This is a genomic window from Ensifer sp. ENS09, from assembly GCF_014852425.1.
Lineage (GTDB): Bacteria > Pseudomonadota > Alphaproteobacteria > Rhizobiales > Rhizobiaceae > Ensifer.
Genome location: NZ_JACVBP010000004.1, coordinates 497526 through 512336 on the forward strand (window position 1 = coordinate 497526; position 14811 = coordinate 512336).

The window sequence follows — 14811 nt, forward strand, 5'->3', positions numbered from 1 at the left end:
CAGGACCGCGCCCGCCCCGAGACGATCGGGGCGGGCTCCAATTTTCCCGGACGAGACCGGGCACCGCCAGCATCAGAGGCTACAGCATGTCACAGGTCCGATTGCAGCAGATCACCAAGTCCTTCGGGAGCGTCACCGTCATCCCGCCGCTCGATCTCGACATTGCCGACCGCGAGTTCGTGGTGCTTGTCGGTCCTTCCGGCTGCGGCAAGACGACGACGCTCCGGATGATAGCCGGCCTTGAGACGGCGACCTCGGGTTCGATCCGGATCGGCGACCGCGACGTGACAGACCTTAGGCCAGGCCTGCGCAACTGCTCCATGGTGTTTCAGAACTACGCGCTCTATCCGCACATGACGGTCGCCGAGAACATCGGCTACGGCATGAAGGTGCGCGGGACGCCGAAGGCGGAGATCGACAAGGCGGTGACGGATGCTGCGCGCATCCTCAATCTCGGCGCCTATCTCGATCGCAAGCCGAGCGCGCTTTCCGGCGGCCAGCGCCAGCGCGTGGCGATCGGCCGGGCGATTGTGCGCCAACCGGATGTGTTCCTCTTCGACGAGCCGTTGTCCAATCTCGATGCCAAGCTGCGCATCGAAATGCGCACGGAAATCAAGCTCTTGCACCGCCGTCTTCAGACGACTGCCGTTTACGTGACCCACGACCAGGTGGAAGCCATGACCATGGCCGACCGCGTCGTCGTCATGAACCAGGGCCGTATCGAGCAGGCGGCGGATCCCATCACGCTTTACGAAGCGCCGGCCAATCTTTTCGTCGCCGCCTTCATTGGCGCGCCAAGCATGAATTTCCTCGAGGGGCGGCTGGAACGCGGCGATGGCGGGATGCAGTTTATAGCGGATGGCGATGTGGCGGTTGCTATCCCGGAAAGCCGTGCCGAAAAGCTCGGTGCATACGTTGGCAAGGCCGTCGTGCTCGGCATCCGGCCGGAACATACGATGGCGACGGACGCCAATGCGCCGACAGTCAGGCTGACCGTTCGCGACATCGAACCACTCGGCCCGCATACGCTGGCGCTCGGCCGGGTGGGGCCCGCAGCCTTCACAGCGCAGGTTCACGCGGCGTCACGTATAGGCCCCGAAGACCAGATCGCGGTGCCGATCGAGGCGGAGAAGATGCACTTTTTCCTGAAGGATACCGGTGGGGCGATCGGTCGCTGACCGGGAAATGGCCGAAGGCGATGACGCCTCCGGCCTGCTGTCTTACTTCTTCTCGGCGCGTGCTGCGGCGAGGAAGGCGAGCTTGGCAGGCAGTTCCAGATGCTTGGAGAGTGCCACACGCTCGGGCGTGTAGTGGTGCTCGACGTCGAGGCAGTTGACGGTGCCGAGTAGTTCGCCGCCGACGACGACCGGGATGTTGGCGACCGAGCCGCAGCCGAGCGACCAGATGGTTTCGTGGTCGCCGAAGACCTTCGAGATGTCGACGATGGTGTTGGCGACGAAGGTCTGGTGCGCCTTGTGCACGATGTCGAACCAGCTGTCGTAGCGGATCGGCTTGGTGCCCGAGGTCGGATACTCCTCGGGATGCGAGGTATAGGCTCGGCGGGCGACTTCATTGACCATGTCGACGGTCATGATGGTGAAGAGCTTGGCGCCGATCACCTGGCGGCTAAGCGTCTGCAATGCGGTCCATACCGTATCGGCATCGGTGGCTTTGGCAATCGCCGCGTCGAATTCCGCCAGCGCGGCAGCGATCTGTTCACTGTTCATGCTATGTCCTTGGGGTTACTCGATATCTTAGAAGGGGACGGACGAGAAATCGTCCTGTTGTCCCATCCTAGTTGGCATGCGCGGCGCTGATCTGCATCAGTTCACGCGAATAGGGATCCTTGAGGTCGCCGCGCTTGAGATCGGCGACATCGGCAATCTCGACGATCCGGCCCTGGCGCATGACGGCCAGGCGATCGCAGAGGAAGGAGACGACGGCCAAGTTGTGGGTGACCATCAGGAAGGTGAGGTTCTGTTCGCGCCTGAGGCGCTTCAACAGGTTGAGGATTTCGGCCTGGACCGAGACGTCGAGCGCCGAGGTCGGCTCGTCGAGCAAAAGCACCTTCGGCTTCAGCATCAATGCACGGGCAATCGCGACGCGCTGGCGCTGGCCGCCCGAGAGTTGGTGCGGGAAGCGGAAGCGGAATTTGCGGTCGAGGCCGACCGAGGTCATGACCTCTTCGATGCGCGCGCTGCGGTCGCCGATCCCGTGGATCGTCAGCGCTTCGCCGAGCGTCGCATCGACCGTCTTGCGCGGGTGCAGCGAGCCGTAGGGATCCTGGAACACCATCTGGCACTGGCGCGAGAAGGCGCGGTCTATGCCGTGGCCGCGCGGTGCGCCGAGCACGGTGATCTCGCCGGTCCACTCCGGCGCGAGACCTGCGATCGCTTTCAGCACCGTCGACTTTCCCGAGCCGCTTTCGCCGACAAGCGCGAAGCTCTCGCCATCGGCAATGTCGAGATTGACGTCGTGGGTGATCTGCACGTCGCCATAGGAGATGTCGAGGTTTTTCAGAGAAAGCGCGGTCATGCCTTGGCCCATGCGCTGCGGTCGAGCACCGGCAGCTCGTCCCGTGTTTCATCAAGGCGAGGGATCGAGGCGATCAGCCCGCGCGTGTAGGGATGCTTTGCCGCCATCAGTTCGCCGGCCTTGCATTCCTCGACCACCTCGCCGGTGTTCATCACCAGGATGCGGTCGCAATAGCTGGAGACGAGGTTTAGGTCGTGGCTGATGAAGATCAGCCCCATGCCCTTGCGCTTCACCAGTTCGTCGATGATGTCGAGCACCTGCGCCTGAACGGAGACGTCAAGCGCCGAGGTCGGTTCGTCGGCGATCAGCAGATCCGGCTCGGGGATCAGCATCATCGCAATCATCACGCGCTGGCCCATGCCGCCGGAGACTTCGTGCGGATAGAGCTTGGCGACGCGCTCCGGATCGGCGATGCGCACCGATTCGAGCATGGCGAGCACGCGGTTGCTGACCTCGCGGCGCGGCAGCTTCTGGTGCGTCAGCAGCGCCTCAGCTATCTGCTCGCCGATGGTCATCACCGGGTTCAGCGAGAACTTCGGATCCTGCATCACCATGGAGATGCGGGCGCCGCGGATGGCGCGCATCTGTCTCTCGGACTGCTTCAGAAGGTCAATGCCATCGAAGACGAGCTTGTCGGCGGTGACCCGACCCGGCGCGCGGATCAGCTGCAGGATGGAGCGGCCAGTCATCGACTTGCCCGAGCCGCTCTCACCGACGATGCCGAGGCGCTCGCGGCCGAGGGTGAAGGAGATGCCGCGCACCACCTCAAGATCGCCGCGAGGTGTGGGGAAGGTAACGCGCAGGTTTTCAACTTCGAGGAGATTGCTCATCAGCGTTGCTCCCCGCTCTTCGGGTCGAGCACGTCACGCAGGCCGTCGCCCAGGAAGCAGAAGCCGAGACTGACGAGAATGATGGCAAAACCCGGCATGGTCGCGACCCACCACTGATCGAGAATGAAGGAGCGACCGCGTGAGATCATCGCCCCCCATTCGGGAAGCGGCGGCTGGGCGCCAAGTCCGATGAAGCCAAGACCGGCGGCGGTCAGGATGATGCCGGCCATGTCGAGCGTGACGCGCACGATCATCGAGGAGGTGCAGAGCGGCAGTACATGGCCGAGATTGACGCGCAGGCTGGAGGCGCCGAGCAGGCGCACGGCCGAGATGAACTCGGAGTTCTTGAAGGTCAGCGTCTCGGCGCGGGCGACACGGGCGTAGCCGGGCCAGGAGGTGATCGCGATGGCGATGATCGCGTTCTCGATGCCGGGGCCGAGGGCTGCGACGAAGGCGAGCGCCAGGATGAGCTTCGGCAGCGACAGGAAGATGTCGGTGATGCCCATCAGGATACGGTCGACCCAGCCGCCGAAGTAGCCGGCGGCAACGCCGATCACCAGGCCGGCGGGTGCAGCGAGCACGGCGACCAGCGTGACGATGGCGAGCGTGATGCGTGAACCGTAGACGACACGGGACCAGATGTCGCGGCCAAGCTCGTCGGTTCCCATCCAGTGGGCCGCACTCGGTGGCAGCAGCCGTTCGCCGAGCGATTGGCGCAGCGGGTCATGGGTGGCAAGCCACGGGGCAAAGAGCGCGCTCAGCACCAGAACGAGGATGATGACGGCGCCGACGACAGCCAGCGGATTGCGCATCAGCGCGCCGAAGATGCGGTAGAAGCGCCCGAGGCGCGCCTGCATCGGCGAAGCGGGGCTGTCGTCTATCAGCCATTCACGAAGTGCAGTCATGGTCGCTCCTCCCTTAGCGTGCACGCGGATCGAGCACGCGGTAGAGCACGTCCGAAATCTTGTTGATGCCGATGAAGACCGCGCCGATGACGAGGGTCGAGCCGAGCACGGCCGACATGTCGGCGTTGAGCAGAGCGACGGTCAGGTAGTTGCCGATGCCGGGCCAGGAGAAGATCGTCTCGATCATCACGGAGCCTTCAAGCAGGCCGGCATAGGAAAGCCCGATGACCGTGATCAACGGCACGCGGACCGGCCGGAAGGCATGGCGCCAGATGACCAGGCGCTCCGGCACGCCCTTGACGCGGGCGGTCGTCACATACTCCTGGCTCAGCTGGTCGAGCATGAAGGACCGCGTCATACGGGCGATATAGGCGAGCGAGAAGAAACCGAGGCAGGAGGCCGGCAGGATCAGGTGCCAGACGGCGTTGCGGAAGATCTCCCATTCGCCGGCAATGATGCTGTCGACGAGGATCAGGCCGGTCACGGGCGACACCATGCCGTCGTAAAAGATGTCGACACGGCCGGGCCCGCCGACCCATTTCAGCTTCGCGTAGAAAATCGCCAGGCCGACGAGACCGAGCCAGAAGGCAGGCACCGAATAACCGAGCAGACCGATGACGCGGATGCCCTGATCGAGCCAGGAGCCGCGGCGGGCGGCGGCAAACACACCGAGCGGCACGCCGATCAAGACGCCCAGGATGATGCCGAGCGTCGCCATTTCGAGCGTCGCCGGGAAGACGCGGGCGAGGTCCTCGATGACAGGTTTACCGGTCGAAACAGAGGTGCCGAAATTGCCCGTGGCGACATCGCCGACATAGCTGACGAACTGGGTGATCAGCGGCTGGTCGAGGCCCATTTCCTGGCGGACGCGCTCATAGACGGCAACGGGCGCGCGGTCGCCGACGACGGCCAGGATCGGGTCGATCGGGACAATGCGGCCGATGAAAAAGGTGATGGCAAGCAGGCCAAGGAAGGTTATCGCAAGCGTAACCAGGAAGCCCATGAACGAGAAAAGGCGCTGGCGTGCCCGGCTGGGCCGAGCGGCGCGTCGTACAGGCGCTGCTGCTGTGGTGCTGTTGTTTGCCACGTGGCGATTCCATCCCTCTTCGCTTGCGGTCTGAATTGTCGATACCGCAAAAATTCGCTTGGAGTATATAAATAAGTTTGCTTAAATCAAAAAAATTTTACTGGACGGAAACGGGAGGAATAACCGCTGTGAGCGATCCGTCTGAGGATACGCAAGCCGCTTCGGGCAAATCGGCCGGGGCAGGGCAGCCGAAGGTGGGCGCGCTGGTGCGTGCGCGCCGCCGGCAGATGCATATGACATTGCAGGCGCTCAGCGATGCGGCCGGCGTTTCGGTCGGCTATCTCAGCCAGATCGAGCGCGATCTCGCCATGCCGTCACTCGGCACCCTGGCGCAAATAGCCCAAGGGCTCGGCGCCGAACTCAACCATTTCATCCTGGCGCCGGCGATCGATACCGGCCTCTCGCGTGCCGAAGGCCGCATGGTGTTTTCGGTCGGCGGTTCGCCGGTTTCCTATGAGCGCATCGGTGCGGATTTTGCCGGCAACCAGCTGTCGAGCTTTGTCATCACCATTCCGCCGGGGCATCGGTCCGAGGTCTTCAGCCACGAGGGCGAAGAGCTCGTCTACATGCTCGAAGGCGAAATCCTGTTCGGGCTCGACGGCGACGACACCGTGCTTTCGCCCGGAGACGGTCTGCATTTTCGCGGCATCCAGCCGCATTACTGGTGGAACAAGACCGACAGGCCGGTGCGGCTGATCTGGACCGGCACGTTGCCGCTCTTCCGCCTGCGCGCTTCCCAATTCAACGAGACCGGCACGCCGCAATCGGCGCTGAAGCCGGCACCGACAAAAACCAAGCCTCATCGAAAATAGGAGAATGATGATGAGAATGTTCAAGGCCGCGGTCTTCGCGGCGTCCCTGATGATGAGCGTGGCGCCGGCCGCACTCGCCGAAACGCCAGCGGATGTGCTGGTCGTCGCCCAGAATATCGACGACATCGTCAGCATCGATCCGGCCGAGGCCTATGAATTCTCCTCGGGCGAATACGTCACCCAGACCTATGACCGCCTGGTGCAGTACGATGCGCCCGACGTGAAGAAGCTGGCGCCGGGTCTGGCCTCCGAATGGACGGCCGACGATGCGGCAAAGACGATCACCTTCACGCTGCGTGATGGCGTCACCTTCTCTTCGGGCAACCCGTTGCGCGGCGAAGACGTCGTCTACTCCTTCAAGCGCGTCGTCGTTCTCAACAAGGCGCCGGCCTTCATCCTGACGCAGCTCGGCTGGACACCTGAGAACATCGACAAGATGGTGACCGCCGACGGCAACAAGGTCACGATCAAGTACGAAGGCGACTTCTCGTCGGCCTTCGTTCTCAACGTTCTCGCCGCCCGCCCGGCTTCGGTCGTCGACGCGGAAACCGTCAAGGCCAACGAGGCCGACGGCGACTTCGGCAATGCCTGGCTGAAGGCCAATTCGGCTGGTTCCGGTCCGTTCGTTCTTAAGGCCTTCCGCGCCGGCGAACTCTTGAACCTTGCCAGCAACCCGAACTACTTCGGCGGCGCTCCGGCAATCAAGGGCGTCATCATCCGCCACGTGGCCGAAGCCGCGACGCAGCAGCTAATGCTGCAGACCGGCGACGTCGACATGGCGAAGAACCTGACGCCGGACCAAGTGTCGGGTCTCGAAGGCAAGGACGGCGTAAAGGTCGAATCCTACCCGCAGGCCGCCGTGCACTTCCTGTCGTTCAACCAGAAGGACGCAGCCCTGCAGCCGCCGGCCGTCTGGGAAGCCGCCCGCTATCTCGTCGACTACAAGGGCATGACCGACAGCTTCCTCAAGGGCCAGATGGATGTTCACCAGGCCTTCTGGCCGAAGGGCTTCCCGGGTTCGCTCGATGAGACGCCCTACAGCTATGACGTCGAAAAGGCGAAGAAGATCCTCGCCGACGCCGGCATCAAGACGCCGATCAAGGTGACGCTCGACGTCATCAACTCGACGCCGTTCACCGACATGGCGCAGTCGCTGCAGGCCTCGTTTGCCGAAGCCGGTATCAACTTCGAAATCGTCCCGGGCACAGGCAGCCAGGTCATCACCAAGTACCGTGCCCGCACGCATGAAGCCATGCTGCTCTATTGGGGCCCGGATTTCATGGACCCTCATTCGAACGCCAAGGCGTTTGCCTATAACGAAGACAATGCCGACGACAAGTACCAGTCGACGACCACCTGGCGTAACGGCTGGGCGGTTCCGACCGAACTCAACGATGCGACCAAGGCAGCCCTCAAGGAAGCCGATCCCGCCAAGCGCGACGCGCTTTACGTCGACCTGCAGCGCAAGGTGCAGGAAAAATCGCCGATCGTGATCATGTTCCAGGCCGCGACCCAGGTCGCGATGAAGGACAAGGTCGAAGGCTACGTCAACGGCGCCACCTCCGACTTCGTCTTCTACCGCCTGGTGAAGAAGAACTGATCGGCCACCGATCGCCCTTGCGCCCATGAGAAAAAGGCGCACATATCAAAACGCCCTGGGCCTCCCGGCCCGGGGCGACGTGTTTCTACCGATTGGTTTGATCAAGTTCTGGGAAGGTTTGCGAAATGGCGGATGTGAAGGTGAGAACGCGGGAAACCGGTGCGACGGCGGTCGTCGGCAAGAGCGGCTTTCCGCATGTGACGTCGGTGACCGGCGGCGAACTCGATATCGTCACCGGCCCGTCGCAGGCCGGCTACGGCCCGCTCGACCTGCTCTATGCGTCGCTCGCAAGCTGCCTGGTGCTAAGCGCCCGCATTGCCGCCAGCCGATTTGGCGTGCTCGATCGGCTGACGGAAGTGAGCGCCAAGGTGACCGGCGAGAAGGCCTATGACGAGCCCTCCCGTGTGGCGAAGTTCAATATCGTCTTCGATATCAAGGGTGATTTCGACGACACGGTCCGCCATGCGATTGCGGAAGCGGCCGAAAACGAAATCTGTACCGTCAGCAACACGATTCGCGGCAATCCGGAATTCGTCACGACGTTTGGCCACTGATCTTCGGGGTCTCCAGATCTATAACAAAAAGGGCGCCTCCGGTTGGCGCCGGCCAATGGTCAACACCAAGAGGGCCGCGACGATGCAGAGCATGCCGGCCGCGATCAAGGCCGGCGTATAGGTCTCCAGCGACGTCCGGCTGGCGCCGGCGAGAAAGGTCGCGCTGGCGGCTCCCAGCTGATGGCCGGTGAAAACCCAGCCGAAGACAAGGGCAGCGCGCTCCGGTCCGAAGCGTTCGGCCGAGAGCTTCACGGTCGGTGGAACCGTGGCGACCCAATCCAGGCCGTAGAAGATCGCAAAGATCGACAGCGTGTAGATGTTGAAGCCGCTGAACGGCAGGAACATCAGCGACAGGCCGCGCAGACCATAGAACCAGAAGAGCAGCCAGCGGTTGTCGTAACGATCCGACAGCCAGCCGGAGCCGATGGTGCCGATCAGGTCGAACACGCCGATCAGTGCCAGCAGGCTGGCCGCGGCAACGGGGGCAATACCGACATCGCCGCAGATTGAAACCCAGTGGGTCTGGATGAGCCCGTTGGTGCTGAAGCCGCAGACGAAGAAGGTAGCAAATAGCACCCAGAAGGTGTTGGTCCTGGCGGCGTCGACGAGCGCCCGGATCGGTGCGATCAGCAGTTCCCCGAAGCTCTTAGCCTTTGGCGGCTCCGGAGCCATCTGCTTCGAGCCGAAGGGCGAAAGGCCGAGGTCGCCAGGGCGATCCTGCATGAAAAGCAGGACCAGCGTGAAGGCCGCAAGCAGGATGACGATGATCAGCGTCAGCGCCGAGCGCCAGCCGATCGTTTCGGTGAGGGATGCAAGGAGCGGCAGGAAGACCAGTTGCCCAGTGGCGTTGCTGGCGGTCATCAGCCCGACGACGAGCCCGCGTCGCTTGTCGAACCAGCGCGTCGCGACCGTGGCCCCAAGCACCAGCGCGGTCATGCCGGTGCCGACGCCGAGCACCACGCCCCATATAGCGACCAGGTGCCAGAGTTCTGTCATGTAGAAGGAGGCGGCGATGCCGGAGACGATGAGGATCAGCGCGGTTGAAACGACCGGGCGCACGCCGAAATGGTTCATGAAGGATGCAGCGAACGGACCGAGCAGGCCGAAGAGGCAAAGCCGGATGGCGAGCGCCAGCGAGATTTGCGCATTGGTCCAGCCGAATTCAGTCTCGAGCGGCTTGATCAGTACGCCGGCCGAGCCCATGGCGCCGGCGGTTGACAGCATGACCAGAAAGGTGACGGCGGCGACAGCCCAGCCGTAATGGATATTGCGTCTGGCAAGATAACGCGCAAGCGCCGGACCGAGCATCGTCGATTTCCTTCTGTCTATGTTTTCGGGCATGCGACAGCGCTGCGCGGGCGGTTGGGAGCGCAGGTCGCAGATTGAACCGTTGGTTGGCAGTATTCTTCCGGTTCCGGGCAGCGCGGGCTGCCTGGATTATCCTGGCCACAAGTCGCAGACTGCGACCGGAAAGTTGATCTGGAAACGAGGCGCTAAAGCGCCAGCAGCAGGTCCTCCAGCTGGGCGGTGGCGTCGGCTCCCAGCCGCGCCTCGATCTTGTCCTGGGCGGCCTGCCAGAGCGGTGCGGCGTCAGCCAGTATCCGGTGGCCGCTCTCCGTCAATTCGACGATGGCCTCCCGCTGGTCCTTTCCGCTTCCCGTCGCGGCCAATCCCATTCCCTCCAACACCTTGACGTTGCGACTGACCGTTGATCGCTCGAGTTCGATCTTGCGGCCAAGCTCGGTCATCGAGATCGGTTCATCGCGCGCGATGTGCCGAAGCAGGCTGAACTGAGCAAGGTTGAGGCCAATCGGATGAAGTGCATCGTCATAGACGGACGTCACTCGCCGGGTGGCTTTGCGTAGGAGGGCACAGTAGCAACGAGACATGATGTGTGTATATACACGCAAATGATCGGCGTCAAGCGTTCCGTGGCGCGAGGGCGCTGTTCGGAGCGATCAGCGGTTCAAGCGAAGCTGAAGAACGTGGTTGGGATAAGCCTGGTCGCCGATGATGAAATGGGTTTGTCCTGCCCTCTCAAAACCGTTCGCGAGGTAGAAGGCCGTTGCCTTTTCATTTACAGCGTTCACCGCCAGCCACGTGCTTGGCTGGCCAGCGTCCAGGCAGAATTGCAGGCCGGATTTCAGAAGAGTTCTCCCGAGGCCGCGACCATGGTGGCGGGGCTGGACGTAGAGCGTCGTGATTTCCAGCTCGGAGGCGATGTCCACCGGCGCTTGTGAATTTGCCGACATGTGCAAGAAGCCATCGATGCCGACGGTGTTCTGCGAAACCCAGACGGTCTCGTTGCCGTCGCGCAGGATCTCTTCGAACCGCGCGGTGGTAAACTGCTCTAGCGCATAGTCGGCAAAGAATGCGTTGACGCCTTCCCTGATGTACGTATGTAGTCAGACTTCCAGGCTGTTCGCCGCAAGGCTTGATGCGTCCGCCATGGTCGCGCGTCTGATCGTCGTCTCGTTCTTCACGCGGTTCTTCTCGGTCTCAATCGACAAAGGCTTCGAGTTCCTTGTCGAACTCGACATCGACGACGTTGTTGAAGAGCGCCGTCGCCACCATGATGCCGGCGAAGGCGACGAGATCGACCAGCGCCTTGGCGTTGTAGCGCGCCTTGAGGCCCGTCCAGATTTCCTCCGGAACGCCATTGCTGTCGGCGACGATCGCGCGCCCGAAGGCGATCAGCCGCTGTTCGTCTTCGCTCGGCACGACGGTATGAAAATCGATGCCGGCATTGGCAAAGGCGCGGCGGAAGAAGCCCATGGCGATCGGCGACTTCATCGCTTCCGAGATGGAATGGGAGAGGAACCAGATCGCCCTGTCGTCGAGGGCCGGGCGCAGTTCCTCGCGCAACGTGAACCATTCCGCATAGATGCGGTGCGCGACCGGTGAATGCAAAAGCGTGCGCTTCATGTTGGTCATGCGGCCGCGCACGCGGACCTCCTCGTCATGCGCGGCGCGGATATCGTCGGAAGCGGTGTCGTAGTCGATCTGGGGGATATGGCTCATGATCATGCCTGTCTTGGTGGCGCGAGCTGCGCAGATGATGGGTATAAGCGTTAGACGGTACTGAGCAGAATGCTCGTTTCGCTGTTCGACACGCCGTCGACGTCGCGCACTTCGCGCAGGATGCGATCGAAATCGCTGAGGCTGTTGGCGCGGATTTCGGCGACCAGATCCCAGCCGCCATTAGTGGTGTGCAGCGCATAGAGTTCGGGCAGGCCGCGCAGGTATTTGATCACCTTGGTGGTGTTGCGACCGCTGACCTCGATCATCATGATCGCACGGATGGCGCGATCGTCATAATCCTGCCGCACGCGCAGGGTGAAGCCGAGCACCGCCCCGCTCTCGAGCAGCCGGTCGATGCGCGTCTGCACGGTCGCCCTCGATATGCCGAGCACCGCAGCGATCTTGGAGTAGGGCGCGCGGCCGTCTTCTCGCAGGAGCGAGATGAGCTGGTGATCGAGGTCATCGAAGATATGCATGAAAGATGTATATTACGATTGCGCAAATTGCTCAATATACCCTTCAATTTTGCGCAAGTTTAAAATTTCAACTCACTTCTTGCGAGCCTACGCTGACTTCATCGAATTTCTCCGATGGAGTTTTAAACGTGGTTCAGTATGTCGGTGTCGGCAACGTAATCGAGCTGGTCAAATCGATCGGCATTGAGACGTTCCTTGTGGGTCTTGCGGAATATATCGAGGACGATTTCCGCCGCTGGAACGCATTCGAGAAAACCCCGCGGCTTGCGAGCCACTCGAAGACGGGCGTCATCGAGTTGATGCCGACCTCCGATGGCGAGCATTACGGCTTCAAATACGTCAACGGCCACCCGAAAAACCCGAATGTCGGCCTGCAGACGGTGACCGCCTTCGGCGTTCTCTCCGATGTCAGCACCGGTTACCCCTGTCTCGTTTCCGAGATGACGATCATGACGGGCCTGCGCACGGCGGCGACATCGGCGCTGGCTGCGAAGTACCTCGCTCGTCCCGACGCCCGCTCGATGGCGATCATCGGTCTCGGCGCCCAGTCCGAATTCCAGGCGCTCGCCTTCCGTGCGCTTCTCGGCGTCAAGCGGCTGCAGGTTTTCGACATCGACAGCGAAGCGGCGACCAAGTTCTGCAACAACCTCGCGGATATGGACTTCGACATCGTCGTCGCAGCCACGGCGGAAGAAGCCGTTGCTGGCGCCGACATCATCACGACCGTCACGGCCGACAAGCGCAACGCCACGATCCTCTCCGACAACATGGTCGGCGCCGGCGTGCACATCAATGCGGTCGGTGGCGATTGCCCCGGCAAGACTGAACTGCAGGGCGATATCCTGCGTCGCGCCGACGTCTTCGTCGAATATCCGGAGCAGACCCGTATCGAAGGCGAGATCCAGCAGATGGCGCCGGACTTCCCGGTCACCGAACTCTGGCAGGTCATTGCCGGCGAGGCCGAAGGCCGTCGCTCGAGTGCCCAGATCACCATCTTCGATTCCGTCGGCTTTGCCACCGAAGATTTCTCGGCGCTGCGTTTCCTGCGCGACAAGATCCAGGGCACCTCGTTCTATACCGAACTCGACCTGACGACGCAGCCCGAGCATCCGCGCGATCTCTATGGCCTGTTCCGGCAGCAGCCGACGGCCCCCGTCGAGCGGAGCGCTGCGTAAGATGAAGAGACTGTCCGTGCAGGCGCCGAAGGGCGTCGTGATGATCCGTCCGCACCATTTCGGCCCGAACCCGATGACGGCCGAGGACAACGCCTTCCAGGCAACCGACGCGGCGCGCCAGCCATCTGCAATCGCCAAGGAGGCTTATGACGAAGTCAGCCGCATGGCTGACGGGCTTGCCGACGCCGGCGTCGCGGTCCATCTCTTCGAAGACGAAACGACGACCCGTCCAGACTCTGTCTTCCCGAACAACTGGTTCTCGACCCACTCGGGCGGTCACGTCGCGATCTATCCGATGTATTCGGAAAGCCGCCAGAGCGAGCGCCGCGCCGACATCATCGAGATGCTGAAGAACGAATACCGCGTTCAGGATGTGATCGACTATTCCGGCCTCGAAAAGGACGGTGTCTATCTCGAAGGCACCGGCGCCATGGTGCTCGACCATATCGGTCGCGTCGCCTATGCCGCCCGCTCCAACCGTACCAATGAAGTGGCGCTGGAACGTTTCTGCACCCACTTCAATTTCGAGCCGATGATCTTCGGCGCGATCGACCGCCAGGGCAACTCGATCTACCATACCAACGTGCTGATGTGCATCGGCACCGAGTTTGCGCTGATCGGCACGAGCATGATCCCGGATGCGGCCCGCCGCCGGGAAATCTGCGCCCGCCTGGAAGAGACCGGCCGCCAGGTCATCGACCTGACGCTGGAGCAGATCGAAAACTTCGCCGGCAATGCCATCGAACTCGATGGGGCCGACGGCCGCGTCGTCGTCATGTCGGCCCGCGCACTCGCTTCGCTCCGCGCCGACCAGATCAAGGCGCTGGAAGTCTCGGCGCGTGTTCTCGCCTTCGACGTTCCGACCATAGAGCTTGCCGGCGGGTCCGTGCGCTGCATGCTCGCTGGCATTCACCTGTCTCGTCGGGAAAACGTGAACAAGCAACCGCTTTACGCCGCCATGTCCGATCGCTAGAAGCACCTCATCCAAGCCAAAGGTATTACAAATGTCGCAGTCACGCCCTGTCTACCAGTTCAACAACATCATTGTGCGCACCCCGTCGAAGTCGGTCGTCAACGGCCTGCGTGCCGACGACCGCGGCAACCCAACCTTTGAGGGCGTGAAGGCTGAACACGACGCCTATATCGCGGCGATGAAGGATGCTGGCGTGAAGGTCACGGTGCTGCCGGCGCTCGAAGCCTTCCCGGACTCGATCTTCGTAGAGGATCCGGCGCTGGTCTTTACCGAAGGAGCAATCCTTTTGCGTCCGGGCGCTGAGACCCGCGTCAAGGAAACGCCCGAGATCGAGCCGACGCTGCGCGCCATGTTCGAGACTGTGCTCGATCTGCCGGGCGAAGGCTTTGCTGATGGCGGCGACGTGCTGACGACCCGCGAAAGCGTGATGATCGGCCTTTCGGCCCGCACCAACAAGGTCGGCGCCGAAGCCCTTCAGGCTTGCCTCACCAAGCTTGGCCGCAAGAGCGAGATCGTCGCGACGCCGGAAGGCGTGCTGCACTTCAAGACCGATTGCTCGCTGCTTGATGACGAGACCGTGCTGTCGACCGCCCGCCTTGCCAAGTCCGGTGCGTTTGAGCGTTTCAAGCAGGTGATCATTCCCGAGGGCGAAGAGCCTGCGGCGAACGCACTGCGCGTCAACGACGTCGTCATGGTCGGCTCGGACTTCCCGCGCACGATCGAGATGCTCGACAAGCTCGGCTACAAGGTCGTGCCCATGAAGACGACGGAGATCGGCAAGATCGACGCAGGTCTGTCCTGCATGTCGCTGCGCTGGTTCAGCAACACGCTCTGATCCGACGC

At 62.4% G+C, this 14811-nt stretch carries 17 protein-coding genes; 7 read left to right on the forward strand and 10 right to left on the reverse strand.

Features of this window, described 5'->3' with window-relative positions; genetic code table 11:
• Positions 1 to 86: 86 nt before the first annotated feature.
• Positions 87 to 1178, forward strand: a complete 1092-nt coding sequence (locus tag IB267_RS22620) for an ABC transporter ATP-binding protein (protein ID WP_192449674.1) — start codon at positions 87 to 89, stop codon at positions 1176 to 1178.
• Between the two features lie 42 nt (positions 1179 to 1220).
• Here IB267_RS22620 and IB267_RS22625 read toward each other — a convergent pair whose 3' ends face one another.
• The 5 genes from IB267_RS22625 to IB267_RS22645 all read right to left on the reverse strand — a co-directional run bounded on the left by IB267_RS22625 (position 1221) and on the right by IB267_RS22645 (position 5273).
• On the reverse strand, positions 1221 to 1727 hold the full coding sequence (locus IB267_RS22625) for a GAF domain-containing protein (RefSeq protein ID WP_192449675.1): 507 nt from the start codon (positions 1725 to 1727) through the stop codon (positions 1221 to 1223).
• Between the two features lie 67 nt (positions 1728 to 1794).
• Positions 1795 to 2535, reverse strand: coding sequence for an ABC transporter ATP-binding protein (locus tag IB267_RS22630; protein WP_192449676.1), 741 nt, complete (start codon positions 2533 to 2535; stop codon positions 1795 to 1797).
• A complete protein-coding gene (locus IB267_RS22635; RefSeq protein ID WP_192449677.1) occupies positions 2532 to 3365 on the reverse strand; it encodes an ABC transporter ATP-binding protein in 834 nt (277 codons plus the stop codon). The genes IB267_RS22630 and IB267_RS22635 overlap by 4 nt, the downstream gene beginning before the upstream one ends.
• Positions 3365 to 4270 (reverse strand): ABC transporter permease, encoded by a 906-nt coding sequence (locus tag IB267_RS22640; RefSeq protein ID WP_192449678.1) that lies wholly within the window; start codon positions 4268 to 4270, stop codon positions 3365 to 3367. Before IB267_RS22640 ends, IB267_RS22635 begins: the two co-directional genes overlap by 1 nt.
• A gap of 13 nt (positions 4271 to 4283) precedes the next feature.
• The gene (locus IB267_RS22645) at positions 4284 to 5273 is read right to left on the reverse strand and encodes an ABC transporter permease (RefSeq protein ID WP_192450027.1); all 990 of its coding nucleotides are present in this window, start codon (positions 5271 to 5273) and stop codon (positions 4284 to 4286) included.
• Positions 5274 to 5485: 212 nt separating this feature from the next.
• Here IB267_RS22645 and IB267_RS22650 point away from each other — a divergent pair, with 212 nt between their 5' ends.
• From IB267_RS22650 to IB267_RS22660, 3 genes are all read left to right on the forward strand, one after another.
• The gene (locus IB267_RS22650; RefSeq protein WP_246764847.1) at positions 5486 to 6169 is read left to right on the forward strand and encodes a helix-turn-helix domain-containing protein; all 684 of its coding nucleotides are present in this window, start codon (positions 5486 to 5488) and stop codon (positions 6167 to 6169) included.
• Positions 6170 to 6179: 10 nt separating this feature from the next.
• Complete coding sequence (locus IB267_RS22655; protein WP_192450029.1) at positions 6180 to 7769, forward strand: ABC transporter substrate-binding protein; 1590 nt, start codon at positions 6180 to 6182, stop codon at positions 7767 to 7769.
• A gap of 125 nt (positions 7770 to 7894) precedes the next feature.
• Positions 7895 to 8323: an OsmC family protein gene (locus tag IB267_RS22660; RefSeq protein ID WP_192449679.1), complete on the forward strand. Its 429-nt coding sequence runs from the start codon at positions 7895 to 7897 to the stop codon at positions 8321 to 8323.
• A gap of 18 nt (positions 8324 to 8341) precedes the next feature.
• Here the strand turns inward: IB267_RS22660 and IB267_RS22665 are convergent, their stop codons facing one another.
• From IB267_RS22665 to IB267_RS22685, 5 genes are all read right to left on the reverse strand, one after another.
• Positions 8342 to 9631, reverse strand: coding sequence for an MFS transporter (locus IB267_RS22665; RefSeq protein WP_192449680.1), 1290 nt, complete (start codon positions 9629 to 9631; stop codon positions 8342 to 8344).
• A 185-nt stretch (positions 9632 to 9816) separates the two neighbouring features.
• Entirely contained in the window at positions 9817 to 10212 is a 396-nt protein-coding gene (locus IB267_RS22670; RefSeq protein WP_192449681.1) for a MarR family winged helix-turn-helix transcriptional regulator, read from the reverse strand.
• Between the two features lie 69 nt (positions 10213 to 10281).
• Complete coding sequence (locus IB267_RS33500; protein WP_371742627.1) at positions 10282 to 10716, reverse strand: GNAT family N-acetyltransferase; 435 nt, start codon at positions 10714 to 10716, stop codon at positions 10282 to 10284.
• Positions 10717 to 10822: 106 nt separating this feature from the next.
• A complete protein-coding gene (locus IB267_RS22680; RefSeq protein ID WP_192449682.1) occupies positions 10823 to 11344 on the reverse strand; it encodes a hypothetical protein in 522 nt (173 codons plus the stop codon).
• Positions 11345 to 11394: 50 nt separating this feature from the next.
• Positions 11395 to 11820 carry an Lrp/AsnC family transcriptional regulator gene (locus IB267_RS22685; protein ID WP_043613515.1) on the reverse strand — a complete coding sequence of 142 codons (426 nt, stop codon included), beginning with the start codon at positions 11818 to 11820 and terminating at the stop codon, positions 11395 to 11397.
• A gap of 92 nt (positions 11821 to 11912) precedes the next feature.
• Here IB267_RS22685 and IB267_RS22690 point away from each other — a divergent pair, with 92 nt between their 5' ends.
• From IB267_RS22690 to IB267_RS22700, 3 genes are read left to right on the forward strand one after another with little or no spacing between them, the layout of a single operon-like run.
• Positions 11913 to 12995 (forward strand): ornithine cyclodeaminase, encoded by a 1083-nt coding sequence (locus IB267_RS22690; protein ID WP_246810824.1) that lies wholly within the window; start codon positions 11913 to 11915, stop codon positions 12993 to 12995.
• A 1-nt stretch (position 12996) separates the two neighbouring features.
• Positions 12997 to 13968, forward strand: coding sequence for a citrulline utilization hydrolase CtlX (gene ctlX, locus IB267_RS22695; RefSeq protein WP_192449684.1), 972 nt, complete (start codon positions 12997 to 12999; stop codon positions 13966 to 13968).
• A 31-nt stretch (positions 13969 to 13999) separates the two neighbouring features.
• On the forward strand, positions 14000 to 14803 hold the full coding sequence (locus IB267_RS22700) for a dimethylarginine dimethylaminohydrolase family protein (protein ID WP_043613513.1): 804 nt from the start codon (positions 14000 to 14002) through the stop codon (positions 14801 to 14803).
• Positions 14804 to 14811 lie beyond the last annotated feature (8 nt).

What these genes read in the sequence shown, in the direction of transcription:
- IB267_RS22620 (WP_192449674.1), top strand. Translation starts at nt 87, where the DNA reads ATGTCACAGGTCCGATTGCAGCAGATCACCAAGTCCTTCGGGAGCGTC.
- IB267_RS22625 (WP_192449675.1), bottom strand. Translation starts at nt 1,727, where the DNA reads ATGAACAGTGAACAGATCGCTGCCGCGCTGGCGGAATTCGACGCGGCG.
- IB267_RS22630 (WP_192449676.1), bottom strand. Translation starts at nt 2,535, where the DNA reads ATGACCGCGCTTTCTCTGAAAAACCTCGACATCTCCTATGGCGACGTG.
- IB267_RS22635 (WP_192449677.1), bottom strand. Translation starts at nt 3,365, where the DNA reads ATGAGCAATCTCCTCGAAGTTGAAAACCTGCGCGTTACCTTCCCCACA.
- IB267_RS22640 (WP_192449678.1), bottom strand. Translation starts at nt 4,270, where the DNA reads ATGACTGCACTTCGTGAATGGCTGATAGACGACAGCCCCGCTTCGCCG.
- IB267_RS22645 (WP_192450027.1), bottom strand. Translation starts at nt 5,273, where the DNA reads ATGGGCTTCCTGGTTACGCTTGCGATAACCTTCCTTGGCCTGCTTGCC.
- IB267_RS22655 (WP_192450029.1), top strand. Translation starts at nt 6,180, where the DNA reads ATGAGAATGTTCAAGGCCGCGGTCTTCGCGGCGTCCCTGATGATGAGC.
- IB267_RS22660 (WP_192449679.1), top strand. Translation starts at nt 7,895, where the DNA reads ATGGCGGATGTGAAGGTGAGAACGCGGGAAACCGGTGCGACGGCGGTC.
- IB267_RS22665 (WP_192449680.1), bottom strand. Translation starts at nt 9,631, where the DNA reads ATGCTCGGTCCGGCGCTTGCGCGTTATCTTGCCAGACGCAATATCCAT.
- IB267_RS22670 (WP_192449681.1), bottom strand. Translation starts at nt 10,212, where the DNA reads ATGTCTCGTTGCTACTGTGCCCTCCTACGCAAAGCCACCCGGCGAGTG.
- IB267_RS22680 (WP_192449682.1), bottom strand. Translation starts at nt 11,344, where the DNA reads ATGAGCCATATCCCCCAGATCGACTACGACACCGCTTCCGACGATATC.
- IB267_RS22685 (WP_043613515.1), bottom strand. Translation starts at nt 11,820, where the DNA reads ATGCATATCTTCGATGACCTCGATCACCAGCTCATCTCGCTCCTGCGA.
- ctlX (WP_192449684.1), top strand. Translation starts at nt 12,997, where the DNA reads ATGAAGAGACTGTCCGTGCAGGCGCCGAAGGGCGTCGTGATGATCCGT.
- IB267_RS22700 (WP_043613513.1), top strand. Translation starts at nt 14,000, where the DNA reads ATGTCGCAGTCACGCCCTGTCTACCAGTTCAACAACATCATTGTGCGC.